This window comes from Paractinoplanes aksuensis (genome assembly GCF_024137025.1).
GTDB classification, from domain to species: Bacteria; Actinomycetota; Actinomycetes; order Mycobacteriales; family Micromonosporaceae; genus Actinoplanes; species Actinoplanes aksuensis.
Genome location: NZ_JAMYJR010000048.1, coordinates 114,835 through 128,942 on the forward strand (window position 1 = coordinate 114,835; position 14,108 = coordinate 128,942).

At 71.3% G+C, this 14,108-nt stretch carries 11 protein-coding genes; 2 read left to right on the plus strand and 9 right to left on the minus strand.

What is annotated here, in order from left to right; translation table 11 throughout:
• Positions 1 to 92: 92 nt before the first annotated feature.
• A complete protein-coding gene (locus M1L60_RS39325) occupies positions 93 to 1,100 on the minus strand; it encodes a GGDEF domain-containing response regulator (RefSeq protein WP_253242668.1) in 1,008 nt (335 codons plus the stop codon).
• Positions 1,097 to 1,765 (minus strand): ribulose-phosphate 3-epimerase, encoded by a 669-nt coding sequence (rpe, locus tag M1L60_RS39330; RefSeq protein ID WP_253242669.1) that lies wholly within the window; start codon positions 1,763 to 1,765, stop codon positions 1,097 to 1,099. The genes M1L60_RS39325 and rpe overlap by 4 nt, the downstream gene beginning before the upstream one ends.
• A gap of 103 nt (positions 1,766 to 1,868) precedes the next feature.
• Between rpe and M1L60_RS39335 the strand changes: the two genes are divergently transcribed.
• Positions 1,869 to 2,732 (plus strand): septum formation family protein, encoded by an 864-nt coding sequence (locus M1L60_RS39335; RefSeq protein ID WP_253242670.1) that lies wholly within the window; start codon positions 1,869 to 1,871, stop codon positions 2,730 to 2,732.
• Positions 2,733 to 2,735: 3 nt separating this feature from the next.
• On the opposite strand, the gene M1L60_RS39340 is transcribed toward M1L60_RS39335, so the two are convergent.
• Genes M1L60_RS39340 through M1L60_RS39355 form a run of 4 tightly spaced genes read right to left on the minus strand, consistent with a single transcriptional unit; the run spans position 2,736 to position 6,956 of the window.
• On the minus strand, positions 2,736 to 4,208 hold the full coding sequence (locus M1L60_RS39340) for an RsmB/NOP family class I SAM-dependent RNA methyltransferase (protein WP_253242671.1): 1,473 nt from the start codon (positions 4,206 to 4,208) through the stop codon (positions 2,736 to 2,738).
• Positions 4,205 to 5,131, minus strand: coding sequence for a methionyl-tRNA formyltransferase (fmt, locus tag M1L60_RS39345; protein WP_253242682.1), 927 nt, complete (start codon positions 5,129 to 5,131; stop codon positions 4,205 to 4,207). The genes M1L60_RS39340 and fmt overlap by 4 nt, the downstream gene beginning before the upstream one ends.
• 5 nt (positions 5,132 to 5,136) lie before the next feature.
• The gene (gene def / locus M1L60_RS39350; RefSeq protein ID WP_253242672.1) at positions 5,137 to 5,694 is read right to left on the minus strand and encodes a peptide deformylase; all 558 of its coding nucleotides are present in this window, start codon (positions 5,692 to 5,694) and stop codon (positions 5,137 to 5,139) included.
• 41 nt (positions 5,695 to 5,735) lie between these two features.
• Positions 5,736 to 6,956: a cytochrome P450 gene (locus M1L60_RS39355; protein WP_438862204.1), complete on the minus strand. Its 1,221-nt coding sequence runs from the start codon at positions 6,954 to 6,956 to the stop codon at positions 5,736 to 5,738.
• 328 nt (positions 6,957 to 7,284) lie between these two features.
• Here M1L60_RS39355 and M1L60_RS39360 point away from each other — a divergent pair, with 328 nt between their 5' ends.
• Entirely contained in the window at positions 7,285 to 9,597 is a 2,313-nt protein-coding gene (locus tag M1L60_RS39360; protein WP_253242673.1) for a primosomal protein N', read from the plus strand.
• Positions 9,598 to 9,750: 153 nt separating this feature from the next.
• Here the strand turns inward: M1L60_RS39360 and M1L60_RS39365 are convergent, their stop codons facing one another.
• From M1L60_RS39365 to coaBC, 3 genes are all read right to left on the minus strand, one after another.
• Positions 9,751 to 10,374 carry a hypothetical protein gene (locus M1L60_RS39365; RefSeq protein ID WP_253242674.1) on the minus strand — a complete coding sequence of 208 codons (624 nt, stop codon included), beginning with the start codon at positions 10,372 to 10,374 and terminating at the stop codon, positions 9,751 to 9,753.
• A gap of 812 nt (positions 10,375 to 11,186) precedes the next feature.
• Entirely contained in the window at positions 11,187 to 12,377 is a 1,191-nt protein-coding gene (gene metK / locus M1L60_RS39370; RefSeq protein WP_253242675.1) for a methionine adenosyltransferase, read from the minus strand.
• Between the two features lie 75 nt (positions 12,378 to 12,452).
• Positions 12,453 to 13,673: a bifunctional phosphopantothenoylcysteine decarboxylase/phosphopantothenate--cysteine ligase CoaBC gene (gene coaBC / locus M1L60_RS39375; RefSeq protein WP_253242676.1), complete on the minus strand. Its 1,221-nt coding sequence runs from the start codon at positions 13,671 to 13,673 to the stop codon at positions 12,453 to 12,455.
• Positions 13,674 to 14,108 lie beyond the last annotated feature (435 nt).

Below are 14,108 nucleotides of genomic sequence, written 5' to 3' on the forward strand. Positions count from 1 at the left end.
GTTTTGCACGCCGCCGGGATTTTGCCACCCCCTGTGCGCGGGATCTCACAGCCGGCCGACTTGAACAGACAACCCGCGCCTGGAGGCTGACCTCAGGATTCAGCGCCGTCGGCCCGCCTGCGGTCGATCGCCACGTACGAGCCGGGCTGGGACTTCGCGACCTTCTTCATCTCGGAGGCGACCCCGATGACCACCCGCGGGTCGGCGAAACGGCGGCCCTCGACGGTGGACTGGGCCACGCCGATGGAGAGGGTCACCAGGGCGGCACGGTTCTTGTTGCCACGCCGGTCGGGCACCTCGATGTAGCCGCGCTTGGCATCGGCCTCGTCGTACAGCTGGTCGGCGGCCTGCTCGAAGTCGGTGACCGTGCGCTTGGTCAGCGGCAGTACCTGGTCGGGCCGGCAGATGAAGACGAAGTCGTCGCCGCCGATGTGGCCCAGGAAGATCGAGGGCCGGCCGACCGAGGCGACCGCGCGGTGCAGGCTGCGGGTCAGCGCGCCGATGAACTCGTCGCCGCGATCGAAGCCGTACACGTCGTTGACGCTCTTGAACCGGTCGATGTCGATGTAGCCGACCGAGTACTCGCCGCCGGCCTTCATGCGGTCGGCGATCTCGCGCCGCACCCGCGAGTTGCCCGGCAGGCCGGTCAGGGGCGAGGTCTCGCGGAACTCTTTGTTGCGGCGCAGCGTGGACGAGACGCGGGCGATCAACTCGGCCGTGTCGAACGGCTTGACCAGGTAGTCGTCGACGCCGGCGGTCAGGCCGACCACCTTGTCGACGGTCATGCTCTTGGCGGTCAGCATGATCACCGGGAGGGCCGAGGTGAGCGGCTCGGCGCGCAGCCGGCGGGTCAGCTCGACCCCGTCCATGCGCGGCATCATCCAGTCGACCACGGCCAGGTCGGGGCGCTGGGTCTCCATCAGCGCCAGAGCGTCCTCGCCGTCGCGGGCGCGGATCACCTCGTACCCGTGCATCTTGAGGTTGAACTCGACGAAGCTGGCGATGTCCTGGTCGTCGTCGACGACCAGGATCAGGTCGGGGCGGTCCTCGGGCTCGGGACCGAGATCGTCGTGCTGGGGATCGGCGACCCCTGTGCTCATCCCACTCCTCCCGCGAGTGCTCGCAGCTCAGCGATGGCCCGGGCCGGGTCGTGCGCCCCGTAGACCGCCGTGCCCGCCACGAACGCGTCGGCGCCGGCCTCGGCGGCCTGCTCGATCGTCTCGGCCGCGATGCCGCCGTCGACCTCGAGGCGTACCTCGAGACTGTCAGCATCGATGCGGCGGCGCACCTCGCGCACCTTGTCGAGCATGCCCGGCAGGAATTTCTGCCCGCCGAAACCGGCCTTGATGGTCATGATGAGCAAAGTGTCCACATGAGGCAAGAGGTCGAGGTACGGCTCGATCGCGGTGTCGCGGTCGATGGCCAGGCCGGCCTTGGAACCGGCGGCCCGCAACGTCTTGGCCAGGGCGACCGGGTCATCGGTGGCCTCGGCGTGGAACGTGACGTTGTACGCCCCGGCCTCGGCGTACCCGGGAGCCCAGCGTTCGGGGTCGGTGATCATCAGATGCACGTCGAACGGGATGGTGGTCGCCTTGCGCAGACTCTGCACCACCGGCAGGCCAATTGTCAGATTGGGCACGAAATGGTTGTCCATGACGTCGACGTGCACCCAGTCGGCGGCCCCCTCGATCGCGTGCACCGCGTCGGCGAGGCGGGCGAAATCGGCGGCCAGGATGCTGGGGGCGATGATCGGCGAAGGTGTCACCCGGAAAGTCTATGACCTCCACCGCCCCCGATCTTCCCGCCGGGGAACAACGGCCAGCCGATAGAGTGACGCCTCTTGATGAGACGTGGGGCGGGAGAACGACATGCGGCGATGGGTGGCGGCTCTGGCCGGCGTCCTCGTGCTCGCCCTGACCGGCTGCGCCGACCTGCCCCGCGGCGTCGACGGCGACCTCACCGACCGCTGGCCGGCCCCGCCCGCGGCCCAGCAGTTCCGCCCGGCCGCCGCCCAGTGCCACCCCGATCTGGTCGACGAGGGCTCGATGGAGGACTACTCACCGGTCCCCTGCGCGGGCCCGCACCTGGCCGAGACGGTCGCGCTGGCCGACCTGCCCGACCTGGCCGCCGCCGAGCGCGAGGGCCGCGCGTTCCGGGAGTGCTCCAAGCGCGTCGGCGCCTTCCTGGGCGGCGACTGGCGCACCGGTTGGCTGGTGCTGCAGCCCGTGCTGCCCAGCCCCGAGGCGTGGACCGGCGGCGCCCGCTGGTTCCGCTGCGACCTGGTCGAGACGTCCCCGGTCGACGGCGAGCTGGTGCGCCGCTCGGGCAGCCTGAAGGGCGCGCTCCAAGGCGCGGGCAAGGTCCGCATGACGTGCGCCGACCCGTCGGTGGCGGGCGAACGGGTCACCGCCATGCGCCCGGTGAGCTGCGCGGGCAAGCACACCGCAGAGTTCGCCGGTGTCTTCGAGAGCAAGCGCGCCTCGGCCGCCGAACTGACCGCCGGTGAGATGGAGAAGGGCTGCCACCGCACGATCGCCAAGTTCACCGGCATACCCGACAACAGCAGCGTGCGCAACCGGGTGGGCTGGCTCGGCTTCCCACCCGACGACGCCTCGTGGAAGCGCGGCGACCGCGCGATCCGCTGCTTCCTGTGGCTCAACGGCGAGCGGATGACCGGCACCTACAAGAACGCCGGCCCCCGCAAGCTGAAGATCCACTACGTCTACCGCTGAGCCTCAGCTGGTGCGGCGCAGCACCGCCAGGAACATCGCGTCGGTGCCGTGGCGGTGGGGCCAGAGCTGCACCGTCGGGCCCGAGCCGAGGCCGGGCATGCCCTCGGGCAGCAGCGGGCGGGCGTCGACGAAGTCGACCTCGACGCCGCTGCGGCGGGAACCCTCGGTCACCGTCACCTGGGTCTCGACCATGTGCGGCGAGCACGTCACATAGGCGACGACACCACCCGGGCGTACGGCCTTGAGCGCGGCCACCAGCAGCTCGCGCTGCAGCTTGGTCAGCGGCGGCAGGTCGGCCGGCTGGCGGCGCCAGCGCGACTCGGGACGGCGGCGCAGCGAGCCCAGACCCGTGCAGGGCGCGTCGACCAGAACCCGGTCGAAGCTCGCCTCGGGCAGGTCGGCGTCGCGGCCCACGGACCGGCCGTCGGCCGCCAGCACCTTCACCGGCATGCGCCGGGTGGCCAGCTCGACCAGGCGGGCCCGGTGCTCGGCCACCTCGACCGCTGTCACCTCGGCCCCGCGGGCGGCGGCGATCGAGCCGAGCAGACCGGCCTTGCCGCCAGGGCCCGCGCACAGGTCGAGCCAGCGTGTGTCCTGCCCCTCGAGCGGCGCGGCCAGCAGCGCCGCGGCGACCAGCTGGGAGCCCTCGTCCTGGACGTGGGCGCGACCGTCCTGGATGGCAGCCAGCTCGCGCGGCGAACCGCCGTTCAGATACACCGCGTACGGCGAGAAAGCCCCCGGCACGCCGCCGACCTCATCGGCCAGCTCGACCGCGTCGGCCCGCCCCGGCCGGGCACACAGATGCACCACGGGCGGCTGGTTGTCCTCGATCAGCAGACGCGTGGTCTCGGCCAGGTCGCCGCCGAGCGCCTCGTCGAAGGCCCGGATCACCCATTCGGGGTGGTTGTGGTGCACGGCCAGATTGCCGACCGGGTTCTCGTCGTACGCCGGGGCCAGCTTTTCGAGCCACTTCTCGAGCGGCGTCTCGGCAATCGTGCGCAGCACCGCATTGGCGAAACCGGCGGCGCCGGGAGCGACCGAGCGCACCAGGTCGACGGTCTGGCTGACGGCGGCGAAGGCGGGCACGCGCGTGTGCAGCAGCTGGTAGGCGCCCAGCCGCAGCGCGTCGCGGGCGGGCGGATCGATCCGGGCCACGTCGCGCCCGGCCGCGTCGGCCACGATCAGGTCGAGCGTGCCCAGCGTGCGCAATGTGCCGTAGGTGAGCTCGGTCGCGAACGCGGCGTCCCGGCCGTCGAGCCGCATCTCCCGCAAGATCTCGGACAACACCAGATTGGCGTACGCGTCGTCGCGGTGCACCGCCGCGATCGCCTCGTACGCGGCCTGACGCGCGGGGTCCGACGGCGGGCGCCCGCCCCGCGGGGCCCGGCCCGTCCGCGAGTCGCGGTCGTAACCCGGGCCACCGGGGCGACGCGGGCGGCCCGAACCGTGCGGCCGATCGGCCTTGTGGTCGGTCACTGGAGCTTCTCCCCCGGCTGGATGCGAAGTCCCCGCGCCCAGTCGGTGGCGGGCATCGGCTTCTTGCCCGCGGCCCGCACCTCCCCCAGCGCGACCGGGGTGGTGGCCGTGCCGACCAGCACCTGGGTGCGCTCGACGAGCAGGTCGCCGGGCGCGAGAGCGGGTGCGTTGGCCACCGGGCGCACCGGACCCAGCTTGAGCCGGTCGTCGCGCAGCGTCGTCCACGCGCCCGGGGCCGGCGTGCAGGCCCGGACGCGGCGGTCGACCGCGAACGCCGGGTCACCCCAGCGGATGCGCGCGTCGTCGACGGTCAGCTTGGGCGCCAGCGAGATGCCGTCGGCAGGCTGGGTGTGGGCCCGGGCGGTGCCGGCCTCGATCGCGTCGAGCACGGCCACGAGCAGGCCCGCGCCCTCGGTGGCCAGGCGTTCGAGCAGATCACCCGACGTGTCGGTGGGCCGGATGTCCTCGGTCAGGGTGCCGTAGACCGGGCCCGTGTCGAGGCCGGCCTCGAGCTCGAACACGCTCGCGCCGGTCACCTCGTCGCCGTGCAGCACCGCGTGCTGCACCGGAGCCGCGCCGCGCCAGGCCGGCAGCAGCGAGAAGTGCAGGTTGACCCAGCCGTGCTTCGGGATCTCGAGAGCGCTCGGGGGCACCAGGGCGCCGTACGCCACCACCGGCACACAATCGGGCGCGAGCGCCCGCAGCCTTTCCTGAAACTCCGGTTCCCGCGGACGCTCGGGGGTGAGCACCTCGAGGCCGCGCTCGTCGGCCCAGGCCGCGGCGGGCGAGCGGACCAGACGGCGGCCACGCCCGGCCGGGGCGTCGGGCCGGGTGACCACGGCCAGCAGCTCGTGGCCCGAGGCGGCGATCGCGTCGAGGCTGGGCACGGCGACGGCCGGGGTGCCGGCGAAGATCAGGCGCAACCCGCTCACCGCCCCAGACCGAAGAGGCCACGACCGTGGGGGCTCTGCTTGATCGTGGGCGGCGCGCCGGCGTCGTACCAGTCGGCCGAGCGGATCTGCTTCATCGCGTCCTTACGGGCGGCGGCGTCGAGCCGGTCGAGGAAGAGCACACCGTCGAGGTGGTCGGTCTCGTGCTGCACGCAGCGCGACATCAGCCCGGTGCCGACGATCTGGATCGGGTCGCCGTGCTCGTTGTAGCCGGCGGCGACGACGTTCTGGCGGCGCTTGGTGTCGATGTAGATGCCCGGGATCGACAGGCAGCCCTCGGGCCCGTCCTGCTCCTCGTCGTCGGGGAACGACAGCACCGGGTTGACGATGTGACCGACCACGTCATCCACGTCGAATGTGAAGACACGCAGGCCGACGCCGATCTGCGGGGCGGCCAGACCGGCCCCGCCCTCGTCGAGCATGCTGTCGGTCAGGTCCTTGACCAGGGTGCGCAGTTCCTTGTCGAAGTCGACGACGAGGTCGGCCGGCGTCCGGAGCACCGGATCGCCGAACAGACGGATGGACTGGACGGTCACGCGGGCAGACTCCTGACATCTCGGCTCAGCACCCGGCCAGTCTACTTTCGTAGCTTCACGGGCAGCGACGACCACCCGCGCAGGTTCATTCGCGGCCGCCGGGTGGGCCGGCCGTTCAGAGCCAGGTCGGGAAAGCGGCGCAGCAGGGCGGGCAGCGCGATCTGAGCCTCCAGCCGGGCCAGTGGAGCGCCCAGGCAATAGTGGGCTCCGGCCCCGAACGAGAGCGGCGCCAATTCCGTACGAAAAGGGTTGAACTTATCGGGGTCGGGAAACCGCGCCGGGTCCCGGTTGGCCGCGCCGAGCAGCAGCACCAGCTCGGCATCGGCCGGCAGCTCGGTGCCACCGACGACGGTCGGGCGTGAGGTGTAGCGCTCGGTCAGCTGCACCGGCGACTCGATCCGAAGAACCTCTTCCACGTACGCCGGTGCGAGCTTCGGAGTCAGCCGTTTCGCCAGCTCGGGGTGGTCGAGCAGCAGCACGATGCCGTTGCCCAGCAGGTTGGTGGTCGTCTCGAAGCCGGCCACCAGCAGCAGCACGAGGTTGCCCATCAGCTCGGCCCCGGTGAGCTGCTCGCCGCCCGCATCATGCGCCGCGGCCAGCGCGGTGACCAGGTCGTCGGCGGGCTCGGCGCGGCGCAAGGCCACCAGATGGGTGAAGTACTCCTCGAGTTCGAGCGCGGCGTCGTGGGCCCGCCGGCGATCCTCCTCGGTCCAGCGCACCTCGAGGACGGCGGTCAAAGCCTCGGCCAGCTGACGGAAACGACCCCGGTCGGCCGCGGGCACGCCCAGCAAGGCGGTGATCACGCCGATCGGCAGCGGATAGGTGAGATGGCTCACCAGATCGGCCTCACCCGGCGGCAGCGCGTCGAGGATCTCGTCGACCTGAGCGCTGATGACCTCACGCAGCGCGGCGACGCGACGGGCGGTGAAGACGCCGGCGGCCAGGCGGCGCATGCGGGTGTGCTGCGGCGGGTTGGTCCGCAACATCGAATCGGCGAAGAGGGCGACGGCCCGGTTGTCGCGCCAGTCCGACCACTGCGCGTCGAGCCGCTTGGCGTCGTAGGCCTCCATGGCCGGATCCCGCAGAACCGCGGCGACAGCGGCGTAGCCGGAGACGAAGTAGTAGCCCTTCCCGGCCTGCACAACCGGCCCGTGCCGGTGCAGGGCGGCGTAGGCGGGCACGGGCTCGTGGTTGGCCCGCGGATCGAGCAGCATGGCGATGGCCTCGGCCGCGTCCATGGTCCCTTCATCGTTCTTCGTCACGCCTAGTTTCTACCGCGCCCCGTCCACGAGGGACGCCCCACCTGGATGCCGCCTCGCCCCTCGGCCCACCGGGACTGCCCGTGGGCGACGCTCTGTCGCCCTCAGACCGCCAGGCCCGCCTGTGGACGACGTCCTGCCGCCCCTCAAACCACCAGACCCGCCTGTGGACAACTTGCCCCGCCCGCCTTGACATCGCCTAGCCTCCCTCCCATTCCCCAGGGCGGGCGGGGGAGGCGGTGGCACCCCGGAAGATCGAATTGCCGGTTCGGCGGGCTGTGCGGGTGGGAGCGGCCGGAATTGTCGGAGGGGGCGGGCAGAATGTTCAGCGATGGCGACGAAGAGTGGACGTGGCGAGCGGGAACCGGCTGAGCGGCTTCCCGTGGCTCGCGTCTGCGTCGACGTGCCGTTGCCACATCTCGACCGGCCGTTCGACTATCTGGTGGCCTCGGCCGATGACGAGGCGGCCCAGCCGGGCGTACGGGTGAAGGTTCGGTTTGCCGGGCAGCTGGTGAGCGGTTTTCTGCTCGAGCGGGTCGAGTCCTCCCCGCACGGGGGCAAGCTCGCTTATCTCGACAAGGTGGTGTCGGGCGAGCAGGTTCTTGATCCTGAGGTCGCGCAGTTGGCCCGGGCCGTCGCCGATCGGTATGCCGGCAATCTCAGCGACGTCCTCCGCCTGGCCGTGCCGCCGCGCCACGCTCGCGTCGAGGCCCAACCACCCAAGGCCGCCCCCTCCTCGCCCTCCGCGACGCCATCGTCCGAACCTGACGCCTCGTCCTCGCCCGAGCCCTCCGCGACGCCGCCGGCCGGGTCCTCCGCGACGCCGTCATCCGGGCTCGACGCGTCGTCCATCTCCGACCCTCACGCAACGCCGTCTACCGAGCCCGGCGTGGCCTCCTCCCCGGCCCAGCCATCCACGACGTCGTCGTCCGAGCCCACGTCCTCCTCCGACCCCGACGCGGCGTCCTCAGCGCAGCCGTCCGTGGTGCTGTCGTTCGATCCCGCGGCGGCGTCCTCCTCCGGCCCTGACGCGATGCCTGAGTCCGGCCTGCCGTCTTCCCATGAGGCTGACGTGGTGGCTTTTCGGGAGCCTGACCCGAACGGGTGGGGGAAATACGTGGCGGGGAGCGCGTTTCTCAAGGCGCTCACCGATGGGCGTAATGCGCGGGCCGTCTGGGGTGCGGTGCCGGGTGAGGACTGGGCGCGGCGCATCGCCGAGGCCGCGGACGCGACCGTGCGCGGCGGGCGGGGCGTGGTCATCGTGGTGGCCGACGCGCGGGATCTTGATCGGGTCGATCGAGCGCTCGGGGCTGTGCTCGGGCCGGGGCGGCATGTCGCGCTCAACGCCGCGTTGGGGCCGGCTGAGCGCTACCGCCGCTTCCTGGCGGCCAGTCGTCATCAGGTGCCGGTCGTGGTCGGCACTCGGGCCGCTATGTGGGCGCCGGTGGCCAAGGTCGGGCTGGTGGTGATCTGGGACGACGGCGACGATCTGCACGCCGAGCCGCGCTCGCCCTATCCGCACGCCCGCGAGGTGCTGCTGACCCGCGCCCAGCTGGCCGACTGTGCGGCCCTGGTCGCCGGGTTCGCCCGCACCGGGGAGGGTCAGCTGCTGCTGCAGACCGGGTGGGCGCGTGAGATCAGCGCGGCTCGGGACGTGCTGCGCGCGCACGCCCCGGCCATCGCCCCCACCGGCGACGACCCGCAACTGGCCCGGGACCCCGGCGCCGCGACCGCCCGGCTGCCCAGCCTGGCCTGGCAGACGGCCCGCTCGGCCCTGCAGTCGGGCGCCCCGGTGCTCGTGCAGGTGCCGCGGCGCGGCTATCTGCCCTCGGTGGCCTGTGCCGAGTGCCGCACGCCGGCCCGCTGCCCGCACTGCTCGGGCCCGCTCGGGCTGCAGGGCGCGCGCGACGTCCCGACCTGCCACTGGTGCGGCCGGGCCGCCGCGGCCTACTCGTGCCCGGCCTGCGGTGAGCGTCGACTGCGGGCCTCGATCACCGGCGCCCGCCGTACGGCCGAAGAGCTGGGTCGTGCCTTCCCCGGCGTGCCGATCCGCACGTCCGGCAAGGACGAGATCCTCGACACCGTCCGGGGTGACGCCGCCGTGGTCGTGGCCACCCCCGGCGCCGAGCCGGTGGCCGCCGACGGCTACGGCGCCGTGCTGCTGCTCGACACCTGGGCGCTACTCACCCGCTCCGACCTGCGCGCGGCCGAAGAGACGATGCGCCGCTGGCTGAACGCGGCCGCCCTGGCCCGCCCGGCCGGCCGTGGCGGCAAAGTGGTCGTGGTGGCCGACGGCTCGCTGGCCCCGGTCCAAGCCTTGATCCGGTGGGATCCGGCCTGGTTCGCCCAGCGCGAGCTGACCGAGCGCCGCGAGTTGTCGTTCCCGCCCGCGGCCCGTATGGCCAGCCTCACCGGCAAGGCCGAGGCGGTGTCCGAGTTCCTCAACATCGCCCGCCTCCCCGACGACGTCGAACTGCTGGGCCCGGTCCCCGCCGACGACGACCAGGAACGCATGCTGCTGCGCGTCCCCCGCTCGCAGGCCGCGGCCTTGGCCCACGCCCTGCACGAGACGGCTGCCGTCCGCAGCGCCAAGAAGGCCGCCCTGTCCGTCCGCATCGAGATCGACCCGTCCGCCCTCTTCTGACCCTGCCGCCCCGAAGCAGCAGGCCGAGCCTGACCGCCTCGAAGTCCGCATCGGGCCGTGGCCGTCGGCGGGCTTCGTCGGGTCGCAGGTCGAGCCCGCCCGTCACGCGGTCGCGTCGGGGTGGAAGTCGGCTCCGGTCGCGACGAGTGTTTGTCAGGCGTTCCAGGTCAGGTCGAAGGTGCCGTCCTCGATGCGGGCGATGAACGCCTCGATGTCGGCGGCCTGCACGACGGCGTCGTCCCAGCTTTCGCTCGCGTTGCTGACCAGCAACACCGGGGCCGGGTCCTGGCGCAGGTCGAGCACGAAGTTCTCCAGGCCGCCGTCGCCGCCGATCAGGGCGATGCCGGGGTGGGTGCCCTCGGTCTCCCAGATGGCGAGCAGCTGCCGGGCCTCGACCGGCGGGTACAGCCACACGTATTTGCCCGACGACAGCCAGCCCCGCCGCAACCAGGACGGCGACTGCAGGTACGACCGCCACGCCTTCGGCAGCTCCGGGCCCTCGGCGAATTCCGAATCCGGCACCGGCCCCCGCCAGTCCGCCTCTTCGACGATCACGCCGGTGGGCTCACCGTCACGGGCCTGCACTCGCAGAACGTGACCGGCCCCCTCCTCGGGCACCAGCTTCTCGCGGGCCACACGCACCGCTTCGTCCCGATCGTCGAAAAGGGACAATTCCGGCGGCCACTCGCGCCAGTCGGCCGCCTCGATCCGCTTCACATCGCCCGCACCGGCCGCGCCCCACCGCGTGACCAGGCCACCCTCAAGATCATCGCCCATGCGGGCACACCATACTGAACGCTCCCGCCCCACCGTAACCATCTGTGACACAAAAACCGGCCCACCTCCCCCACGAAGCCGGGCGTGTGCCACAAATCCGACCTCACCACGGTGTTCAGGTATGCCTGCGCCTCAGAGTTCCAACCCGGAGCTCAGGTAGGCCGCGTGGCGCGGCAGGCAACTGCGCCCACCGCAAGTGAGCGAGGGCGCGGCTCAAAAGCTCACGCTGCGCACGAGACCAGGGCCGACCTACTGCCCCCGCCCGGGGACGAATCGTCGTTGTCGGCGCGGCCGACCACCGAGTGCGCTTGATCCAGCGAACGCGCCGGATCCTCGAGAAACCGCCCAGCGCCGCGAGCCCGATGAGACCGGCGCGCCGTCCCCAGCCCCGACCTGTCCTGGCATCTGCGCGACTTGAGCGGCCACGCCGCCCGAGCCGCACAACGCTGACGCCGGACCAGCCGCCACCGACTGCGTGCTCGGTCTGCGCGACCGTTCGGTCAGGCTGCCGCATTCAACTGGACCGCCGAACGGGCCACGGAGATGGTCGAGGCCGAGGTGGGCGCGGTGGTGCGTGAGGGCCGGGTCAGCGACACAAGACCGGTCACGACGAGGCTGTTCATCAAATAAAGTCGCCGCCGAACCTGCGCTCGATCTGAGCGCCCAAACCGGTCGGGCCGCCGCACGCGACCAGATCGGCAACACTGACCGGCCAGGTCTCCCGGAAGCTGGTCGTGCTCGCACTGAGCCGGGTCGGATACGCGTACCGGCGCCCCCGCTGATCGCGGAGGCGCCGGTTTCGAGAGAGCAGATCAGGCTGCGGCGTTCTTCAGGTCCTGGGCGCGCTCGGTGTTCTCCCACAGCAGCTCGGGGATGTCGCGGCCGAAGTGACCGTAGGCGGCCGTCTGCTGGTAGATCGGACGCAGCAGGTCGAGGTCGCGGATGATCGCGGCCGGGCGGAGGTCGAAGACCTCGTTGATGGCCTTCTCGATCCGCTCCACCGGGACGTTCTCGGTGCCGAAGGTCTCGACGAACAGCGACACCGGGTGGGCCTTGCCGATCGCGTACGCGACCTGGGTCTCGCACCGCTCGGCCAGGCCGGCCGCCACGACGTTCTTGGCGACCCAGCGCATCGCGTAGGCCGCGGAACGGTCCACCTTGGACGGGTCCTTGCCCGAGAACGCGCCGCCGCCGTGACGGGCGTAACCGCCGTACGTGTCGACGATGATCTTGCGGCCGGTGAGGCCGGCGTCGCCCATCGGGCCGCCGATCTCGAAACGGCCGGTCGGGTTGACCAGCAGGCGGTAACCCTCGGTGTCGAGGCCGAGACCCTCGAGCTCGGGCGCGATCACGTGCTCGCGGATGTCAGGGGTGAGCAGCGACTCGAGCGAGATGTCGGCCGCGTGCTGCGACGAGACGACGACCGTGTCGAGCCGGACCGGGCGCAGCCCGTCGTACTCGATGGTGACCTGGGTCTTGCCGTCGGGACGCAGGTAGGGGATCGTGCCGTCCTTGCGGGCGGCCGACAGCCGGCGGGCCAGGCGGTGGGCCAGCGCGATCGGCAGCGGCATCAGCTCGGGCGTCTCGGAGCACGCGAAGCCGAACATCATGCCCTGGTCGCCGGCGCCCTGGGAGTCGAGCACGTGCTCGCTGTCACCCTCGCGCAGCTCGATCGCGCTGTCGACACCCTGAGCGATGTCGGGCGACTGCGACCCGATCGAGACGCTGACGCCGCAGGAGGCGCCGTCGAAGCCCTTCTTCGACGAGTCGTATCCGATCTTGAGGATCGTGTCCCGAACGATGCTCGGGATGTCGGCGTACGCCTGCGTGGTGACCTCACCCGCGACGTGCACCTGACCGGTCGTGATGAGCGTCTCGACCGCGACGCGGCTGCGGGGATCCTGCGCCAGCAGGGCGTCGAGAATACCGTCGCTGATCTGATCAGCGATCTTGTCCGGGTGGCCTTCCGTGACCGACTCGGAGGTGAACAGGCGGCGTGCCACGGTGCTCCTCAGATTTGTCGAATACAACGTAACGCGGAAGTGTAGTCACCGCGCCTGGCCGGAGTCGCCTGGGTACTAGGCCCTCCCACCGTCGGCGACCTGGCTTTCCAGGAGCGTGACGACACGGTCGTAAATCATATCGGCCACATCGTCTTTGGGGAGTTCGGCGTAACCCGTCGTGCTCCCGTCGGCCCCGAGCAGCGTGACCTCATTGTGGTCGGCGCCGAACACGCGGTCCACACCCACCTCGTTAACGACGATCAGGTCGGCACGTTTCTTGATCAGTTTGGCCCGTGCGTGCTCGATCGCGTCATGTGTCTCGGCTGCGAAGGCTACGAGGATTTGCCCCGGTCGTTTGCTCGCGCCCAGTTCAGCCGCGATGTCGGGATTGGTCACGAGAGTGATCGGGGCCGGCCGACCGTCGTCCGTCTTCTTGATCTTTTCCTCGGCGACAGTGGCCGGCCGGAAGTCGGCGGGTGCGGCCGACATCACGATCACATCCGCCTCGGCCGCGGCCTTGACGGTGGCCGCCCGCAACTCCTCGGTCGTTCCCACCCGTACGAGATCAACCCCGGCCGGATCGGGCAGTGTGACGTTGGCCGCGATCAGCGTGGTGCGCGCGCCCCGGGCCGCAGCCGCCTTGGCCAGCGCGTACCCCTGCTTGCCGGACGACCGGTTGCCCAGGAACCGCACCGGGTCGAGCGGCTCCCGCGTCCCACCGGCCGTCACCACGACGTGCCGACCGGCCAGATCAAGGTCAAGACCCCTCCGGTGTACGCGCAACGCCAACTCGAAGATCTCGTGCGGATCCGGCAACCGCCCCTTGCCCGTGTCCTTGCCGGTCAGCCGCCCGACCGCCGGCTCGATGACCACGGCCCCCCGCGCCCGCAAGGTAGCGACGTTGGCTTGAGTAGCCGCGTTCTCCCACATTTCGGTATGCATGGCCGGCGCGTAGACAACCGGACACGTCGCCGTCAGCAGGGTGTTGGTCAGCAGGTCGTCAGCGATGCCGTGCGCAGCCTTGGCGAGCAGGTCGGCGGTGGCCGGCGCCACGACGACGAGTTCAGCCGCCCGCCCGATGCGAACGTGAGGTACCTCATGCGCGTCGTCCCACACCTCGGTCGCGACGGGCCGCCCCGACAGCGCCGCCCACGTCGGCGCCCCCACGAACTGAAGCGCCGAAGCGGTGGGCACCACCCGCACCTTGTGCCCGGACTCGGTGAACAGCCGAAGCACCTCACACGCCTTGTAGGCAGCAATCCCACCCGCAACCCCAAGAACAACCTCAGCCACCACAGACCCCCGAGCCCCGCACCGTCACCCGCACTGTCCGACCCATGGCCGCCACCCTGCCAATCCGTGCGCTCACCAATGCGAGCGCCGAACCAACGCTAGCCCGCCCAACCAGGCGCCCGCGGCCCAGACCCCAACGTGGACAACCCATAAATGTGGACAACCCCAACGCCACGGCACCGGCTCTGCTGTCGGCCCAGGTCTTCCCGCGTCTACCGCGAGAGGTCACCTCCGCCCGCGGCCCTTATGCGCTCGCGACAGGGTGTGAAGATCCTGGGGACTTCGCCCCCAGACCCCCAGCCATCGCTGGAGATGCACTCTGGCGATGGTTGCGGTGGGGGGCTTGGGTGATCTCCGGTCAACGGCGTCAAAGCGAATCGTGAGGAGGGGGAGGCCGCAAGCAAAGAGCGCTTGCACCCTCCCCCTCCTCACGATGAG

Bases quoted from the DNA above. Each gene is read 5' to 3' on its own strand.
- M1L60_RS39325 (WP_253242668.1), bottom strand. From the start codon at position 1,100: ATGAGCACAGGGGTCGCCGATCCCCAGCACGACGATCTCGGTCCCGAG.
- M1L60_RS39335 (WP_253242670.1), top strand. From the start codon at position 1,869: ATGCGGCGATGGGTGGCGGCTCTGGCCGGCGTCCTCGTGCTCGCCCTG.
- M1L60_RS39360 (WP_253242673.1), top strand. From the start codon at position 7,285: ATGGCGACGAAGAGTGGACGTGGCGAGCGGGAACCGGCTGAGCGGCTT.
- M1L60_RS39365 (WP_253242674.1), bottom strand. From the start codon at position 10,374: ATGGGCGATGATCTTGAGGGTGGCCTGGTCACGCGGTGGGGCGCGGCC.